The organism is Apibacter sp. B3706 (assembly GCF_011082725.1).
Classification (GTDB): Bacteria; Bacteroidota; Bacteroidia; order Flavobacteriales; family Weeksellaceae; genus Apibacter.
This window is the reverse complement of the sequence record NZ_CP049715.1, coordinates 1614060-1631302: the sequence shown is the minus strand read 5'-3', so window position 1 is coordinate 1631302 and position 17243 is coordinate 1614060. Positions and strand designations below refer to the sequence as shown.

The following is a 17243-nucleotide window of genomic DNA, read 5'->3' as shown; positions in this document are numbered from 1 at the left end:
GATGAGGTTTCTAATAGTTTTAATAACTTTGTAGTATGCCTGATATAATACACTTACTTCCGGATAATGTATCCAATCAGATAGCGGCAGGAGAAGTAGTACAAAGACCTTCTTCTGTAGTAAAAGAACTTTTAGAAAATGCTATCGATGCAAAAGCAACGCAAATTCAACTTATCATAAAAGAAGCGGGTCGAAATCTAATTCAGGTAGTTGATAATGGGGTGGGAATGAGTGTAACTGATGCAAGAATGTCATTTGAAAGACATGCAACCTCAAAAATAACAACTACAGAAGATATATTTCATATTCACACCAAAGGCTTTAGAGGAGAAGCATTAGCCTCCATAGCAGCAGTCTCTCAAGTTGAATTAAAAACTCGTAAAGAGGAAGATGAATTGGGTACTCATATTATTATTGAAGGGGGAGACATCATTTCTCAACTTCCCGTAAATACAGCAGTCGGGTCTACATTTTTAATTAAAAATTTATTTTTTAATGTGCCGGCAAGAAGAAAATTTCTAAAATCCAATTCCGTTGAATTTAGGCATATTTTAGACGAATTCCATAGAGTTGCTTTAGCACATGAAGATATACAGTTCCAATTATTTAATAATGACGAAGAAATGTTCAGGCTTCGTTCAGGAAGTTTATTGCAAAGAATTTCAGAAATCTTCGGCAGGAAAATTCAACATCAATTAATCCCAATTGCAGAACAATTAGATTGGATAAAATTAAATGGATTTATAGGAAAACCGGAAGGTGCTAAAAAAGCACGTGGTGAACAATTTTTTTTCGTAAATCAAAGATTTTTTAGATCGACCTATTTAAATAAAGCGGTACAGGATGCTTTTGAAGGATTGATCCCGCCACGGTTTTTGCCTTCATTTTTTCTTTATATACAGATTGATCCGGAAAGAATAGATGTTAATATTCATCCGACTAAGACAGAAATTAAATTTGAAGACGAAGCGTCAATATATGCATTATTAAGAACAGCCATTAAAAAATCCCTTGGGGTTTATAATGTTGTACCAAGCTTAGATTTTGATCAAAATCCTGATTGGAGTTTTTCATTAAATAAAAAAGATACTCCCGTTGTTGAACCTAAAATAAATATTAATTCGTCCTATAATCCGTTTGATACTACATCCGGTAAACCGTCACATGCCGAAAAAGTCAATTTGCATGAATTATATGCATCTTCCAGACAAGAAATTTTAACTTCTGAAATGTTTGATAATCCTAGTGAAACTATCACCGAATCGTCACTATTACGATTATCCAATGGGAGATGGATTACTGAAAAAGATTCCAATGTATGGATTTTGGATCCCTATAGAATACATCAGACAGTTTTATATGAAAATCATATCAAAAACTCGAAAGGGAATGTCTTAAGTCAACAATTATTGTTTCCCATCGAAAGACCGGTATATGATCTTGAAAAAGAGAAATTAGATTCAATTAAAACCGCATTATTTGCAGAGGGATTAGATATGGAAATTGAAGAAGATTTACTAACAATAACAGCAATACCATCGGATGTTATGCAGGAAAAAATAATTGAATTAATTGACTATTTATTAAGTGAATTATCAGAACATTCCGAAGAAGAATTTTCTATATTTTTTAGTAAAACCATTTCAAAAGTTTCTGCCAGAAAAAGAAATGAATTTATACAACCGTCTCATTTCTTACCTATTTGGGAGAATTTCATAACTTTAGGATGTCCTAAATTTAATCCTTTTGGAAAAAGAAATTATGAAATATTGCCCATGCCAAATTTCGATTAATAACCATCATTTAGAACAATTAATTTTTTTAAAATAATGAATAGAACCATACCAGCGGTAACTAAAAATCTTTTACTATTAAACACTCTGTTTTTTATAGCAACCTATATATTATCTACTCGCGGGATAGATCTCACGGTTCTTTTTGGAGCATATTTCCCTTTATCCCCCAATTTTCATTGGTATCAAATAATTTCTCATATGTTTATGCATGGAGGATTTACACATTTTTTCTTCAACATGTTTTCTCTGTGGATGTTTGGATCTGCTGTAGAACAGTCTTTAGGAGCTAAAAAATATTTGATCTTGTATTTCGTTTGTGGATTAGGAGCTTTTGCTTTATTCAATTTAGTTAATTATTTTGAATTCAAGCAAGTGTATGATTCTTTAGTATCTGCCAATGTTCCTTTAAACGAAGTTGGCAAATACGCAAAATTAAGTTATGAAATATCAAATAATAATGTGGAACAAAAAGCATATGCATGGTTGAATACTTTGCCTCAAGGGACTAATCAATACATTGCAAGCAAGCTATATGTAGATTTAGTCACCCCAATGGTGGGAGCAAGTGGAGCCATTTATGGGATTTTAGTAGCCTTTGGAGTGATGTTTCCTAATTCCGTATTAATGTTAATCTTTCCACCGATCCCAATGAAGGCTAAATATTTTATTCCGATTATGGTTTTATTAGAATTATATTTAGGAATTCAACAATCGCAAGGAGATAATGTAGCACATTTCGCTCATTTAGGAGGAGCCGTTTTTGGATATTTTTTGACTCGTCATTGGCTAAAAAACAGATATCGTTGGAATTAAATCAATTGTATGGACAAAAAGATGATAAATATATGGGATTATTATAAAAATGGAACAGAAGGAGTTAAACTTATTTTCATCTCTGTGTTGTTTTCATTTTTTTATTGGATTTTAAACTTTTTATTAATTAAAACGTTTGATTTTTCAATAACTTCATATGTTTTGGTTTCTGTAAATAATTTTCTTCCATTTATTTGGACTATTATAACCTTTCCATTTATCTATACTAATCTTTGGGATTTATTAATTGCCGCAATGATTATTTATTTCGTGGAAAAAATTTTCAGAATATATTTTAGCGGATCAAGTTTTTTAAAATTTTTCATTTATGGCAATTTAATCGGTTGTATAGCTTTTTTACTTACAAATGTAATTGCCGATCAGGAATATAGACTTTTAGAAGGTGGAATGTTGGGTGTTTATAGTTGCTTATTTGCAATAATTTCATACAATCCAAAAATGCAAATATCCCTATTTCCCATACCCTATCAACTACCTCTTTATGTTGTTGGAATAGTGTTTGTGCTTTTTGATGTTATTTATTTGCTCAACTATAATGAACTTATCGGAGTATTTATAGCAAGAATAGCAGCTGCAAGTTTTGGATTTTTTTATATGAAGTCTTTCCAAAAAGGAAATGATTTTCTAGTATTTCCTTTTCCCAATTTTAAGAAGATTGTCAGCCATATCGGATCTTATTTTAAAAAACTAGATAAACCTAAATTTAAAATTGAAAAAAACGATAAAAAGCAATATACATCGCATCACTCCAGACCTTTATCTGATGAAGAATTTAATTATAACAAAGTAAAGAAACAAAAACAGATCGATACTATATTGGATAAAATTTCAAAAAGCGGATATGATAGTTTGACGAAACAGGAAAAAGAGTTTTTATTTAATTCTTACAAATGAAATATTTCAGAATATGATGTTTATAAAAAAGAGCAAATTAGATTATCTATTTCTTATAATACATCTTAGTATAACTATTTTACTGTGTCTGACTTATTTTAACAAATTTATTGAACCCAAGACATTTCCATATTTAGGCTTACTGGCTCTTATATATCCCATACTAATTGCTATTTATTGTTTGTTCACTATATTTTGGCTTATTAAAAGACAATTAATTTTTGTACCCTTCTTTATTATCACCCTTTTTTTACTGTTTCCTATAAAAAAATACGTTCATTTTGGGGAATTGAATAATCAACCGATTCGGAATAATGAACTTAAAATTTTAACTTATAATATTAGATATGCAAACGATAATAAAGACTTACGATCCCTGGAAAACTATATTCATCAAAAAGATATTGACATTGCATTTTTTCACGAAATCTATACCAGACAGTGGAGATCAAAAGAAATATTTTTAGCTGAACGCTATAATGCAGCCTTTGATTTAATTGGCATATCATCAAAATATCCCATTATAAATGAACAAAAAATAATACTGCCGGGTAATGGATTTGCATGCATGGTAGATATACAGAAAGATCAGGATATAATAAGATGTTTCAGCATATATTTAGAACCTATGAATCTTTCTAAAAATTTATTCAAAGCCAACAGCCTAAAACATTTTGAAGCTAATTTGGAACTGATAACGGAAAAATTAATAAAAGGTTTTCAAAAACATCAAGTTCAAATAGATTTACTTTCAAAATATATAAAAGAATCGCCCTATCCCGTACTTGTCTGTGGAGATTTGAATTCGGTACCCTTATCGTATGAATATTTTACCTTGAAAAAAGATTTGACAGATGTTTTTGAAGAAAGTGGGAAAGGTTTAGGTTGGACTTTTTATGATTATTATTATCCCATTAGAATTGATTATATATTTGCAAGTAATAGCTTTACGCCGATGCAATGTTATGTAGATAAAACAATTACTATTTCTGATCATTATCCGGTACTGGCAACATTGAAGTTAAATTAATGAGCTAAATTTCCGGTTCTATTTTAATTAAATTAACAGTATAAAAAAAAATTTAACTTAAAAAAAATATAACTTTGCAAATTAGTAGTAAATTAAAATAACTAATTGTGCAGCAGATTGATTCTAAGAAATCCAAACTTACTTTTATAGGTTTAGTAGTTACCATCGGGATAGTTTTTGGTGATATAGGAACCTCTCCATTATATGTAATGAGAGCCATAGTTGCCGCCAATCACACAGATCATATTTCAGAAGATTTTATCATAGGGGCTTTATCTTGCATTATTTGGACGTTAACATTGCAAACAACCCTCAAGTATGTGGTAATAGCGTTACGAGCTGATAATAATGGAGAAGGTGGAATTCTAGCGTTGTATTCACTGGTCAAAAAGATGAAGAATAAATGGCTGTATATAGTAGCCATTTTAGGAGCCGCAACGTTAGTTTCTGATGGGGTAATTACTCCTTCAATGACCATTATGTCGGCAGTTGAAGGACTTAAAAGTTATAATCCCAATACAGAAGTTATACCCATTACCATATTTATACTTATAGTTCTTTTTGTAGTCCAACAATTTGGAACCCAATCCATAGGTAAATTTTACGGACCGATCATGACCCTCTGGTTTATTATGTTGTTACTACTCGGTGCTATTCAATTTATACCTAATTTATATGTAATAAAAGCCATAAATCCCTATTATGCTGTTAAGTTAATGCTTATTGTGAGAGACAGTGCAGAAACTGCATTAGAAGCTAAACATATGATTTTACTAATTATGGGTGCTGTATTTCTGTGTACCACCGGAGCCGAAGCATTATATTCCGATTTGGGACATTGTGGAATTAAAAACATCAGGATAAGTTGGGGCTTTGTAAAAATTTGTTTAATCATAAACTATCTCGGACAAGGTGCATGGATTCTGTCACATCCTGTAGAAGCAGCTAGTGGAGGAAATCCATTTTTTATGATGATGCCCGATAACTTTGTAATCATTGGAGTAGGAATGGCTACCTTGGCAGCGGTTATAGCAAGTCAGGCCTTAATAACAGGATCTTATACTATATTTAGCGAGGCTATGTCGTTGGACTTTTGGCCTAGGCAAAAAATTGAATATCCCACCCATGAAAAAGGTCAAATGTATGTTCCGGCCATAAATTGGGGATTACTCATATCCTGTATTTTTGTTGTATTTTATTTTAAAGAATCTTCTAAAATGGAGGCGGCCTATGGTTTGGCAATTACCATCACTATGCTGATGACAACCATTTTATTACTTTTCTATTTATATAGCAAAAAAGTAAATATATTTTTTATTTTATTATTTGCAATCATATATTTTATTATTGAAGGAGGATTTTTCTATGCCAATGCGTTGAAATTTGAAGAAGGCGGATGGATTACCATGATGTTAGCCGGATTGATTGCTTTCTCTATGTACATTTGGTATAACGGACGTAAATTGAAAAATAAATACGTACAATATGTGAATATAAAACCTTATCTGCCTATTATACAAGATATGAAAACCGATACAGACATATCGAAATATTCAACCCATTTAGTATATATAAGTAGAGCAGGTAAATCAGAAGAAATAGAAGCAAAAATTTTATTTTCCATAGTCAATAAAAACCCTAAAAGAGCAGATTACTATTGGTTCCTTAGAGTAGAAAATGATACAAACCCTTATACGTTTGAATATGATGTATTAGAATTAATACCCAATACCTTATACAAAGTTAATTTTAAATTAGGATTCAAAGTAGTTCCTTTAATAAATATTTATTTTAGCCAAGTGCTTGAAGATTTAAAAATCTCAGGAAAAATAGATTTGTCAAGCAATTATCCATCTTTGAAAAAATATGATATTCCTGCAGATTTTAAATATATCCTTATAGATAGAGTTTTCAATCAAGAATATTTGTTTTCATTAAAAGAAAGGTTTATCTTACGCTTTTATAACATGGTCAAATATATAGGAATATCTGATACCGCTGCTTTAGGCTTAGATACTTATAACGTAGAAGTGGAAGAAGTACCTATGCTTACGGATGTAATATATAAAAGCAGGATAAAAAGAGTGAAGAATTATAAATAAATATTTAGATAAATTTCATGACTTATGAATAAAACTAAAATCATAATTACTGGGGGCTTAGGATTTATAGGTTCTCATACGGTAGTTGAATTGATTCAATCAGGATTTGAACCGATAATTATAGATGATTTGAGTAATTCAGAATTATTTATATTAGAAAGAATAGAAAAAATTACGGGATGTAAACCCAAATTCTATTCATACGATATAGGTGATTATAATAAATTACATCAAGTATTTACGGATAATAACGATATTTCTGCCTGTATACATTTTGCAGCTAAAAAATCAGTAGGAGAATCTATGAAAATCCCTCTTACCTATTACCGTTCAAATTTAATATCTCTTATGAACCTATTGGAAGTTATGAATGAATTTAAGGTAAGAAAATTGGTCTTTTCATCCTCTGCAACCGTATATGGACAGCCCGAAAAATTACCTGTTACAGAAACCTCTCCAATTCAAAAATCCCTATCTTCTTACGGAAGTACCAAGCAAATGGCGGAAGATATAATAGAAAAAGTTTCGGCAACGGGTAGCTTACAAGCACTTTCTTTACGATATTTTAATCCGGTAGGAGCCCATTCATCTTCCTTAATTGGAGAATTGCCGAAAGGAATTCCCAGTAATTTAATGCCATTTATTACACAAACAGCATTTGGAATTAGAAAAGAATTGACAGTATTTGGTAATGACTATAACACCGCCGATGGAACATGCATAAGAGACTATATTCATGTGGTTGATCTTGCGAAAGCTCATGTAAATGCTTGTGAGTATTTACTGGCAGATAAAGGAGATTTGTCGCATGATGTATTTAATATAGGAACAGGGCTTGGTAATTCTGTTTTAGAAATAATAAATACCTTTGAAGCGGTTAATAAGGTTAAAGTACCTTATGTTATAGGAGGCAGAAGAAATGGAGACGTAGAAAGCATCTATGCCGGTTGCGATAAAGCCAATCAAATATTAAAATGGAAAGCCAAGTATTCTTTAGAAGATATGGTTAAAGATGCATGGAATTGGGAAAAATCATATAGAAAATAAAGTAAACTATGTTATGGAAAGTAAAACAATATTCGAACTGATCGAAAAAGAAAAACAAAGACAAACCAAAGGGCTTGAATTGATAGCCTCGGAAAATTTTGTCAGCGACGAAGTAATGAAAGCCGCCGGATCTGTATTAACAAATAAATATGCAGAAGGATATCCGGGAAGGAGATATTATGGAGGATGTGAAGTAATAGACCAAATAGAAGAAATCGCCATAGAAAGTGCTAAAAAGTTATTTGGAGCTTCTTATGTAAACGTTCAGCCGCATTCCGGAGCACAGGCAAATGCAGCCGTATTTCTAGCCTGTTTAAAACCCGGTGACAAAGTAATGGGATTAGACTTAGCCCATGGCGGACATCTAACTCACGGTTCTCCCGTTAATTTTTCAGGAATAAATTACAACCCGGTTTTTTATAAAGTAAATAAAGATGATGGGCGCATCAACTATGAAGATATGATTGAAACAGCCGGGAAAGAAAAGCCTAAAATGATCATAGTGGGAGCATCAGCCTATTCCAGAGATTTTGATTATCGAAAATTTAGAGAAATAGCTGATGAAATAGGAGCAATATTGATGGCTGATATTTCACATCCTGCAGGATTAATAGCTAAAGGAATTTTAAGTGATCCTTTACCTTATTGTGATATAGTTACCACTACAACTCATAAAACATTACGAGGTACACGAGGAGGAATGATTATGTTAGGTAAGGATTTTGAAAATCCCTTCGGACATAAAACGCCTAAAGGAGAGATAAAGATGATGTCACAAGTGCTAGATGGAGCTGTTTTTCCGGGAACTCAGGGCGGACCTTTAGAGCATATAATAGCAGCAAAAGCGATAACTTTCATTGAAGCATTAAGTGATGGATACCTTGCTTATACCCATCAAGTCGTTAAAAATGCCGAAGCTTTATCTCAAGCATTGATAGAAAGAGATTTTACTATAATTTCAGGAGGAACTGATAACCATCTTATGCTAATTGATTTACACAATAAAAATATTACAGGTAAAGCTGCCGAAAAAGTATTAGAAAAAGCAGACATAACATGTAATAAAAATATGATTCCTTACGATGACAGGAGTCCTTTTGTAACTTCAGGTATTCGATTGGGAACTGCAGCAGTAACCACAAGAGGGCTCAAAGAAGACGATATGATAAAAATAGCGGATTTTATAAATGAAGTTATCGCAGATTCGGAAAACGAAAAGGTGATAAATAAAGTAAAAAAAGAAGTCAATGCTTTAATGGATTCTAGGCCTTTATTCCAATGGTAAATAAAAATATTGAATTTTAAAAAAAGTTAAATTATGAAAACTGATTATTTCTAATTAATAAGTTTTAGTCAGTTTTCATTTACATAAGATAGAAAACTTGATTTTTTATTTCTAATTAACAAATCAAGAAAAAAGAAGATTTTTGCTAATATATTATTTTTTTGTATTTTTCGCGCTTTAAAATGAATACATAATGAAAGTCGCTAGGCTATTTGACATTTTATATTATCAATTAGAAAATAGGCCGATTGAAGTTTCCTTATCATCAAAAAAAAATGGAGTTTGGGAAGGAATATCAACAAAATCGCTTATAGATCAGGTTAACCAAGTTAGTAGAGGTCTTTTAAAATATGGAATTAAACCTGAAGACAGAATAGCTTTAATTACGTCAGTAAACAGAACAGAATGGATGATTATGGATTTTGCCATACAACAAATAGGAGCGGTAAGTGTTCCTATATATCCAACCATGAGCGATGACGATTTAACATTTATACTCAACAACAGTGAAGCTAAATTTTGTCTGATTTCTGACAAAAAGTTATATGATAAAGTACAAAATATAAAGGAAAATTGCCCTTCGCTTTCAAATATTTTTACCTTCGATGAGATAGAAGGAGTTCCCCATTGGTCGGAAATTAAAGAAAAGGGTGAAGAGGAATCCAATCAACAAGATGTTGAAACCTTAAAAAATACTATAAAACCCGATACATGGATGACGTTAATTTATACTTCCGGAACTACAGGAAGACCCAAAGGCGTTATGCTCTCACATGGAAATGTACTATCCAATGTAATGGGATGCCATACCAGATTTTTAATGAAAAATGATGAGAAATTTAGAATTTTAAGTATTCTTCCCATCAGTCATATATTAGAAAGAATGGTAGTCTATGTTTTTATGTATAAATGTTATGGGATATATTTTGCAGAAGGTATAGATAAATTAGCTTCAAACTTTCAAGAAGTTAAACCCGATGTGATTCTAGTGGTTCCGAGAGTAATTGAAAAATTGTATGCATCCATATATAACAAAGGAACTTCTTCCGGTTGGATTAAAAAACAAATCTTCTTATGGGCACTCAATGTAGCTAAAAAATATCAACCCTTCAAACCGACCGGCCTTTCTCATAAAATAGCAGATGCTTTAGTATTTAAAAAGTGGAGAGAAGCAGTAGGTAATAATCTTCAGTTAATGATATGTGGAAGTGCCGCGCTATCTGAAAATCTTTGTAGAGTATTCTCTGCCGCGGGGTTGCTCGTTACGGAAGGATATGGAATGACAGAAACGTCTCCGGTTATTTCAGTAAACGGTATAAATGATGAAGTCTACCGATTAGGAACGGTGGGGCCTTTATTAGACGGATATGAGGTTAAAATTGCAGAGGACGGAGAAATACTAACCAAAGGGCCGAATGTTTTCTTAGGGTACTATAAAGATGAAGAAAAAACCAAAGAAATATTTACGGAAGACGGTTGGCTTAAGACAGGAGATATAGGTTATATGAAAGATGGATTCTTGAAAATTACCGATCGAAAAAAAGAAATATTTAAAACCTCCGGAGGAAAATATATTATTCCTCAAGTAACTGAAAATAACCTTAAGCAATCACGGTTTATAGGAGAAGCCATGGTAGTTGGTGACGGAGAAAAAATGCCTTGTGCGCTTATACAGCCTGATTTTGATTTTATTTCTAAATATATTAGTTATAAACATTTACCATTAAATTCTACTGCTTCGCCAGAAGAAATTGTCAATAATAAGATAATTAAAGATAGAATCATGCAAGATGTTGAAAAGGTAAATAAAAATTTAGGGAAATGGGAGCAAATTAAAAAAATTGAGCTAACCCCCAATGTATGGTCGGTAGATGGAGGAGAATTAACCCCTACCTTAAAATTAAAAAGAAAATTTATTAAAGAAAAGTACATCAATTTATATAATAAATTGTATGATAAATAACTAAAATAATTTTCAACATGCTATTTTGTCATAAATTTTATTTGGCTTTAGATTTGATTTAAGGGTAACCATGAATAGGAATGACAATATAAAAATATTTGCCAATAAAGGCGAAAATCCTGAAGATTTTTATTCAAGATTTAAAGAACAGTTAGACAAAGAACATACATTTCCGGGGAATTATATGTTTAAGTTTATAATTCCAACGGAAAGCAAGAAAGTGGCTCAATTGCATAAAATTTTTGATCATAGCGGAGCTTCATTTTCAATGAAAGAAAGTAAAAACGGTAAATATACAAGCATAACCATCACTATGTATGTAACGGATTCAATTTCAGTTATTGAATATTATAAAGAAGCAAGTTCCATTGAAGGAATAGTTATGTTATAAGTAAAATTTTAAAAATGAAAAAGCATCAGAAAACTATTTTTTGATGCTTTTTTTATTGGAATATAGTTAAAATAAGTTTTTTAATTGGATTAAAGCAGGGAATCAAAAATACAGACACTCTGCGTACTATCTTATTTGAAAATTTTTTTAAAGAAAAAGTTAAATAAAATGTTATAAATTGATATGGTTGAATCTATTCGGTTAATTTACTATTTTACAATTAAACATTGGCTATTATCCCGTCTTTCATAAGTAAACTTCTATCTGCCATAGAAGCTAAATGAGAGTTATGCGTCACAATTATAAAAGTCTGATTAAATTCTTTTCTTAATTGATAAAATAATTGATGTAAATCTTCAGCATTCGCGGAATCAAGATTTCCTGATGGCTCATCCGCTAAAATAATTTTAGGATTATTCATTAATGCCCTGGCAACGGAAACCCTTTGCTGTTCACCACCGGAAAGTTCACCGGGTTTATGCTCCAAGCGGTGAGATAATTTCAGGTAACTTAATAATTCCTTTGCTTTATTAACTAATTTAGATTTAGATTTTCCGGCAATCATTCCGGGTAACATCACGTTTTCCAGTGCAGTAAATTCAGGTAATAACTGATGAAATTGAAAAATAAATCCAATATTCTGGTTTCTAAATAAAGAAAGTTCCTTATCTCTCAATTGAGTAATGGGTAAATTATCAATTTCAATAATGCTGTGATATCTTTCCGGATTTGACGGTTTGTCTAAAGTACCAATGATTTGCAAAAGAGTTGATTTACCTGCACCGGATTCTCCCACGATGGTAACTATTTCACCTTTTTTTATATGGAGAGAAACACCTTTTAAAACTTCAAGGGAACCAAAAGATTTATGTATATTTTGAATAAGTACCATATAATATTTTATCAAAAATACTAAAAAATTAAGGAATATGGAGGCTCATTTCATTAGAGATAATTTTTCCAAATAAATTATAGGGTTTTAAAATCAGATAGACTTTATAAGTACCGGGAGGAATTTGAGAAACATCAATAAATAAAGTTTGGTCTGTAGAGCTTTTAGGCGGAAGAATAAATTTTTTATTAATTGAAATTATATTTTGTGGTTCAAAAGTTTTAGCATTAAAAAATAAAAATGCTAGTTCTTGAGGGGGATCATCACCTAAACTAATGTCTTTATTATAGGGATTTATCCACTTAACATCGAGTGTTTGTGATTCTTCTTCGGAAGAAATAGTAGTGGGCTGAACTTCACATTTTATTTGAGAGTAAGAATAAAATTTATCTACAGTTTTATAATATTCGTTTTTTCCATCCTCATCAACAAGGTAAACGGGAGATAATTCTTCCACCCCAAAAAATGTAATCATTTTCCCTTGAATTTTTTGTTCGGAATTCCAAATATCGTATTGAGAATATCTATGAGTATAAACTTGTAAACAACAAGAAGGTTGTTGTGTATAAAAATTGTATGCAGCCGCTTTTTGATAGCGTTCAAAAACCGCTATACCCTCCGTTACTTCTTTAGCATTTAAAACAAATTGCTTCAATTTATACATGGGACTTTTATGTATGACAGCGGGAAAGAATAATGATATTCTCACAATAAACAAAAGTAAAATATAAGTAAAAGAAAGTCCGGTGATCCAAACATTGTTTTTTTCTTTAAACGTTAAATAAGTTAAAGGAATGAGCGCAATATAAATAATTAAGTTCCATTGCGGTTGAATTACTCTGCTAAATGAAAATAAACTAAAAAAAAGGATTCCACCCAAGCTAATCCATTGTAAAGATCTTATCCATGGTTTATTTCCATCTAAACGTTTGAAAATACTTTTACCGTAAAAATAGAGAAGCAAAGGGTTACCTAATATAAGTATACCAAGTATCCATTTGAGGAATGGATAAGTCACAGCTTTTTGTTTGCTCCTTTCAAAAAGATGATATTTTATAGATGCCCAATCGTGATCATACTGCCAATATAAATGAGGAATATATAAAAGCAAAGAAAACAACAAACTGAAGTAAAACCATTTATTTTTTAATAAAGAAGGGAGAAAAGGAATAAAAGTTAGAATAATCAATAATGCTCCCTGATATTTAGAATACATGGTAAGTGCCATGGATAAGCCCAAAAGTAAAGCATTTAGTGGATTATTTTTCTCACTAAATGATTTCCACCTCCATAAAAATAAAGAAGTGAATAAAAGCAAAGGAGTGTCGGGAGTAGATATAAATCCTAACGTTTGATAAAATCCGACAGATCCAAAAAGTCCTATAAATAAATAATTTTCTTTTAACGTTTTAGGTTTAAGAATCAACAACCAAATACAATAAACGACTGTCCAAGATATAATCGATACAAATCGAACCCCCAAAGTTCCTTTGAAAAATAAATATCCCGCCTTGATAAATAAAGCAATCATAGGAGGATGATCGTAATAACCAAAATCCAAATGATTCGACCAAACCCAATAATAAGCCTCATCATCAATTAAAGGAAGTGTTACCGATTGAAAAATATTGAATATGAATAAAATACCTATGAATATAAATTGGATGTTTTTTATGGAATTAACTTTCATTATTTACTAAATATTGATTTTATGTTAAAATGATTCATAGGTTTATACATAGGTAATAAAAAACTTCTGAATCACAGACTGTTCCAGAAGTTAGCAAAAAAATATTTTTTGGTTATAAATAATTATAATTTTAAATTTTATATCTCCATCCAAAAGGATCATCAATTTCATTAGTTTGTATACCCACTAACTGTTTTTTAAGAAAAACGGCATAACTTTCTTCATCCGATAATTGAGGCAATTCCATGATAGAATCTTGATAGCCCAAATGAGAATACCTTGAAATTACCACGGCAGTACCACAACCGAATATTTCTTTTAGATTACCTTCTTGATATGCATTTACAATGTCGTCAACAGATATCCGTTCTTCCTTAATATCCAGATTGTGATATTTGGCTAAATGTACTAAGCTGTCTCTGGTAATACCGCTTAAAATCGTTGTGGAAGTAGGGGGGGTGTAAATAGTGTTTCCGATTCTTACCATAACATTCATAGTTCCGGATTCCTCAAAATACCTGTGATTTTTACTATCGGTCCAAATTACCTGATCAAAACCATTTTGATTAGCTAGAAATGTAGGATAAAAAGAAGCCCCGTAATTACCGGCGCATTTAGTAAATCCAACCCCTCCGTCTACTGCACGAGTATAATAGTCTTCAATTTTAATTTTTAAGGGCTTATCATAATAAAGTCCGGCAGGAGAAGTCATAATAGCAAAAGTATATTTTTTAGATATCCTTGCTGAAAACATTTCTTCAGAAGCAAACATAACCGGACGAATATATAGTGAAATACCCGGTTTAGTAGGAATCCAACCCCGATCCAAATCAATTAAAGCATAAAGTCCATCAAGAAAAATTTCTTTAGGTATTTGCGGCATAGCTAAACGTTCCGCAGATTTATTAAATCTTTCAAAGTTTTTTTCAGGTCGGAATAAAAAAACCTCATTATTTTTATCCTTATATGCTTTCATTCCTTCAAAGATGGCTTGGCCATAATGAAGAGCCATCAAGGCAGGAGAATAGTTCATCGAACCATATGGCATAATAATCGGTTCTCCCCATTTACCGTTTTCGTATTCACATATGAGCATATGATCAGATATGTTGGCTCCAAAAGGGGAGTCATTAGGATCGATTGTATCTAATCTGGAGTTTGCTATTTTATTTATTTTCATTACTTAACTTGCTAAAATTGTTTATTGAACATTTCAAAATTAATAAATAAATCATTTGATAGATTAAAAAGAGTTGTAATTTTGAATGGATTTACGTTTTATGTTAGAAAGAACCATTATTACCACATCCGAAGGTACTAAAACCTTACATATTCCTGAATGGAATGAGACTTATCATTCCCGTCATGGTATCATGCAAGAAGCAGAACATGTATTTATATCTCATGGATTAGATCAATTAAAAATTTCTGAGATTTCCATTTTGGAAATGGGTTTTGGAACGGGTTTAAATGCCTTTTTAACATTATATAAAGCAATAGAAAAGGATTTGACTGTTCGATATTATACGTTGGAAAAATATCCTCTAACACATGAAGAAATTAAAGAGTTACAATACGGGACTTTACTAAATAAAGAAAAAGCAGAAGAATATTATCAATCGTTACATCAAGCAGAGTGGGGGAAGGAAACTCAAATTAATAAAAATTTTACTATCATTAAATTTAAGGCAGATTTTCTTGAATTAAGAAATTTACCTATTTCCGATATAAATGTAGTTTATTATGATGCTTTTGGAGCAAGAGTTCAACCCGAGCTTTGGGAAGAAGATATTTTTAAGCAAATCTTCGATCGGATGGCACCACAAGGATTGCTAACTACCTATTCCAGTAAAGGAAGTGCAAGAAGAGCCATGCAAAATGTAGGATTTGACGTAGAAAAATTAACTGGACCTAAAGGAAAACGAGAAATGGTTAATGCATGGAAAAGATAACAAAATTAAATGTAAGAGTATATGGACTTTTAATAAAAGATAATTGTTTGATGTTTCTACACGAAATGTATGCGGGAAAACCATTACTTAAATTGCCCGGTGGAGGATTGGAATTGGGAGAAGGAACTCGGGATACATTGATTAGAGAATTTAAAGAAGAATTAAATTTAGAAGTTACAGTAAAAGAGCATTTCTATACTCAAGATTTTTTCCTGGAATCTAAATTAACTCCCGATAGTCAATTACTTACCGTGTACTATAAAGTGGAATGTAATGATCTTTCCAATCTTCAAATAATAGAAAAGTCCATAAATCAAATAGAATGGATGCCTTTAGATCAAATTACATTAGATAGCATCCCATTACCGGTCGATAAAATTGTAGTAAAAAAATTACTTCATAAAAATACCTGAGTATTTAGAATGATTATATCGATTATATTAATTTATTCTAAATATAAATTGCTTTAAATCAGTTATTTAGAATAAATCTTTAAATCTTAATTTATAATTTTGTATCAAAGTTTTTAAATAAAATAATAATTGATATGGAATTAAAGTTAGCTAAATGCTGTGGTAATTGTGAGCATTTTTTGAATGGGCAGTTATGTACAATTAAAGAAATTGCTGTAAGCCAAAATCAAGTTTGTAATTCATACGAATTTAAAGTGATTCCTCATAGAGAAGATGATTGTTTGAAATGTTCTAAATTTCAGAAATCAAATTGCGCCCATCCTAAGGTAGCAAGTGAAGGTATTATGTGTACGGTATGGTATCCAAGAGCAACCGCCTCATAAATTTTTGAACTAATAAATTAATTTTTTAATATAAGGAATTGGCTTTTTCAAGTCAGTTCCTTTTTTTTGCAGAGTAAATTTAGAATTAAAAACAAAAAAGAGAGCTCAATAAAATTGAGTTCTCTAAATTGATAAATTAATGTATTAAATTATGAGAATTAAAAAATTCTCTAAAAGAACGCTTAAAACTATTTTTACTATCTTTTTAATATTGACAACATATCGGTAATTTTTTATAATCGGAATCTTTAGCCTTATATTTTTCATTGCTATACCCCGATTTTGCTATTTTCTTCAAAATAGCATTCAAAGATGTTTGCGTATCATCATAAGTTATAGTTGCAATTTTAGTGCCCGGATCCCATAGTACAGCAGAAATATTTGCTTCATAACCGGCTTTTTCAATAGTTTCCTTGCACATATTGCAATTACCGTAAACTTTTATTTTTTCAACTTTTTGATTATTTATTTGTGCATTTATTTCAGTAAATGAAATGAATATCAATAGGATGACAAAAATTTTTTTTATAAGTTTCATCATTTATGGTATATTTTAGGTAGCTTAAAATAA

The 17243-nt window shown here is 31.0% G+C and carries 16 protein-coding genes; 12 read left to right on the top strand and 4 right to left on the bottom strand.

Going from position 1 to position 17243, the window contains the following annotated elements; genetic code table 11:
• Positions 1 to 35: 35 nt before the first annotated feature.
• The 9 genes from mutL (at position 36) to G8C41_RS07195 (ending at position 11342) form a co-directional block, all read left to right on the top strand.
• Complete coding sequence (mutL, locus tag G8C41_RS07235) at positions 36 to 1793, top strand: DNA mismatch repair endonuclease MutL (protein ID WP_166006962.1); 1758 nt, start codon at positions 36 to 38, stop codon at positions 1791 to 1793.
• A gap of 36 nt (positions 1794 to 1829) precedes the next feature.
• Entirely contained in the window at positions 1830 to 2609 is a 780-nt protein-coding gene (locus G8C41_RS07230; protein ID WP_160542676.1) for a rhomboid family intramembrane serine protease, read from the top strand.
• A gap of 9 nt (positions 2610 to 2618) precedes the next feature.
• Complete coding sequence (locus G8C41_RS07225) at positions 2619 to 3524, top strand: rhomboid family intramembrane serine protease (protein WP_166006960.1); 906 nt, start codon at positions 2619 to 2621, stop codon at positions 3522 to 3524.
• A 289-nt stretch (positions 3525 to 3813) separates the two neighbouring features.
• The gene (locus G8C41_RS07220; RefSeq protein ID WP_166006958.1) at positions 3814 to 4554 is read left to right on the top strand and encodes an endonuclease/exonuclease/phosphatase family protein; all 741 of its coding nucleotides are present in this window, start codon (positions 3814 to 3816) and stop codon (positions 4552 to 4554) included.
• Between the two features lie 107 nt (positions 4555 to 4661).
• Positions 4662 to 6656: a KUP/HAK/KT family potassium transporter gene (locus G8C41_RS07215; protein WP_255466928.1), complete on the top strand. Its 1995-nt coding sequence runs from the start codon at positions 4662 to 4664 to the stop codon at positions 6654 to 6656.
• A gap of 24 nt (positions 6657 to 6680) precedes the next feature.
• On the top strand, positions 6681 to 7703 hold the full coding sequence (gene galE, locus G8C41_RS07210) for a UDP-glucose 4-epimerase GalE (RefSeq protein WP_166006956.1): 1023 nt from the start codon (positions 6681 to 6683) through the stop codon (positions 7701 to 7703).
• Between the two features lie 13 nt (positions 7704 to 7716).
• The gene (gene glyA, locus G8C41_RS07205; RefSeq protein ID WP_166006954.1) at positions 7717 to 8988 is read left to right on the top strand and encodes a serine hydroxymethyltransferase; all 1272 of its coding nucleotides are present in this window, start codon (positions 7717 to 7719) and stop codon (positions 8986 to 8988) included.
• A gap of 193 nt (positions 8989 to 9181) precedes the next feature.
• Complete coding sequence (locus G8C41_RS07200; RefSeq protein WP_166006952.1) at positions 9182 to 10951, top strand: AMP-dependent synthetase/ligase; 1770 nt, start codon at positions 9182 to 9184, stop codon at positions 10949 to 10951.
• Positions 10952 to 11021: 70 nt separating this feature from the next.
• On the top strand, positions 11022 to 11342 hold the full coding sequence (locus G8C41_RS07195) for a DUF493 domain-containing protein (RefSeq protein ID WP_105297272.1): 321 nt from the start codon (positions 11022 to 11024) through the stop codon (positions 11340 to 11342).
• Between the two features lie 220 nt (positions 11343 to 11562).
• Here the strand turns inward: G8C41_RS07195 and G8C41_RS07190 are convergent, their stop codons facing one another.
• The 3 genes from G8C41_RS07190 to G8C41_RS07180 form a co-directional block, all read right to left on the bottom strand.
• Positions 11563 to 12234: an ABC transporter ATP-binding protein gene (locus G8C41_RS07190; RefSeq protein ID WP_160557393.1), complete on the bottom strand. Its 672-nt coding sequence runs from the start codon at positions 12232 to 12234 to the stop codon at positions 11563 to 11565.
• Between the two features lie 28 nt (positions 12235 to 12262).
• Positions 12263 to 13924: an ArnT family glycosyltransferase gene (locus G8C41_RS07185; protein WP_166006951.1), complete on the bottom strand. Its 1662-nt coding sequence runs from the start codon at positions 13922 to 13924 to the stop codon at positions 12263 to 12265.
• 130 nt (positions 13925 to 14054) lie between these two features.
• On the bottom strand, positions 14055 to 15104 hold the full coding sequence (locus tag G8C41_RS07180) for a branched-chain amino acid aminotransferase (protein WP_166006949.1): 1050 nt from the start codon (positions 15102 to 15104) through the stop codon (positions 14055 to 14057).
• A gap of 85 nt (positions 15105 to 15189) precedes the next feature.
• Here G8C41_RS07180 and mnmD point away from each other — a divergent pair, with 85 nt between their 5' ends.
• From mnmD to G8C41_RS07165, 3 genes are all read left to right on the top strand, one after another.
• Positions 15190 to 15876 (top strand): tRNA (5-methylaminomethyl-2-thiouridine)(34)-methyltransferase MnmD, encoded by a 687-nt coding sequence (gene mnmD, locus G8C41_RS07175; protein WP_255466927.1) that lies wholly within the window; start codon positions 15190 to 15192, stop codon positions 15874 to 15876.
• Positions 15864 to 16289, top strand: coding sequence for an NUDIX domain-containing protein (locus tag G8C41_RS07170; RefSeq protein WP_160557390.1), 426 nt, complete (start codon positions 15864 to 15866; stop codon positions 16287 to 16289). Before mnmD ends, G8C41_RS07170 begins: the two co-directional genes overlap by 13 nt.
• A gap of 179 nt (positions 16290 to 16468) precedes the next feature.
• The gene (locus tag G8C41_RS07165) at positions 16469 to 16672 is read left to right on the top strand and encodes a hypothetical protein (protein WP_146105565.1); all 204 of its coding nucleotides are present in this window, start codon (positions 16469 to 16471) and stop codon (positions 16670 to 16672) included.
• Between the two features lie 205 nt (positions 16673 to 16877).
• Here G8C41_RS07165 and G8C41_RS07160 read toward each other — a convergent pair whose 3' ends face one another.
• Complete coding sequence (locus tag G8C41_RS07160; RefSeq protein ID WP_160557389.1) at positions 16878 to 17213, bottom strand: heavy-metal-associated domain-containing protein; 336 nt, start codon at positions 17211 to 17213, stop codon at positions 16878 to 16880.
• Positions 17214 to 17243: the final 30 nt, after the last annotated feature.

Bases quoted from the DNA above. Each gene is read 5' to 3' on its own strand.
- mutL (WP_166006962.1), top strand. From the start codon at position 36: ATGCCTGATATAATACACTTACTTCCGGATAATGTATCCAATCAGATA.
- G8C41_RS07230 (WP_160542676.1), top strand. From the start codon at position 1,830: ATGAATAGAACCATACCAGCGGTAACTAAAAATCTTTTACTATTAAAC.
- G8C41_RS07225 (WP_166006960.1), top strand. From the start codon at position 2,619: ATGGACAAAAAGATGATAAATATATGGGATTATTATAAAAATGGAACA.
- galE (WP_166006956.1), top strand. From the start codon at position 6,681: ATGAATAAAACTAAAATCATAATTACTGGGGGCTTAGGATTTATAGGT.
- glyA (WP_166006954.1), top strand. From the start codon at position 7,717: ATGGAAAGTAAAACAATATTCGAACTGATCGAAAAAGAAAAACAAAGA.
- G8C41_RS07200 (WP_166006952.1), top strand. From the start codon at position 9,182: ATGAAAGTCGCTAGGCTATTTGACATTTTATATTATCAATTAGAAAAT.
- G8C41_RS07195 (WP_105297272.1), top strand. From the start codon at position 11,022: ATGAATAGGAATGACAATATAAAAATATTTGCCAATAAAGGCGAAAAT.
- G8C41_RS07190 (WP_160557393.1), bottom strand. From the start codon at position 12,234: ATGGTACTTATTCAAAATATACATAAATCTTTTGGTTCCCTTGAAGTT.
- G8C41_RS07185 (WP_166006951.1), bottom strand. From the start codon at position 13,924: ATGAAAGTTAATTCCATAAAAAACATCCAATTTATATTCATAGGTATT.
- G8C41_RS07180 (WP_166006949.1), bottom strand. From the start codon at position 15,104: ATGAAAATAAATAAAATAGCAAACTCCAGATTAGATACAATCGATCCT.
- mnmD (WP_255466927.1), top strand. From the start codon at position 15,190: ATGGATTTACGTTTTATGTTAGAAAGAACCATTATTACCACATCCGAA.
- G8C41_RS07170 (WP_160557390.1), top strand. From the start codon at position 15,864: ATGGAAAAGATAACAAAATTAAATGTAAGAGTATATGGACTTTTAATA.
- G8C41_RS07160 (WP_160557389.1), bottom strand. From the start codon at position 17,213: ATGATGAAACTTATAAAAAAAATTTTTGTCATCCTATTGATATTCATT.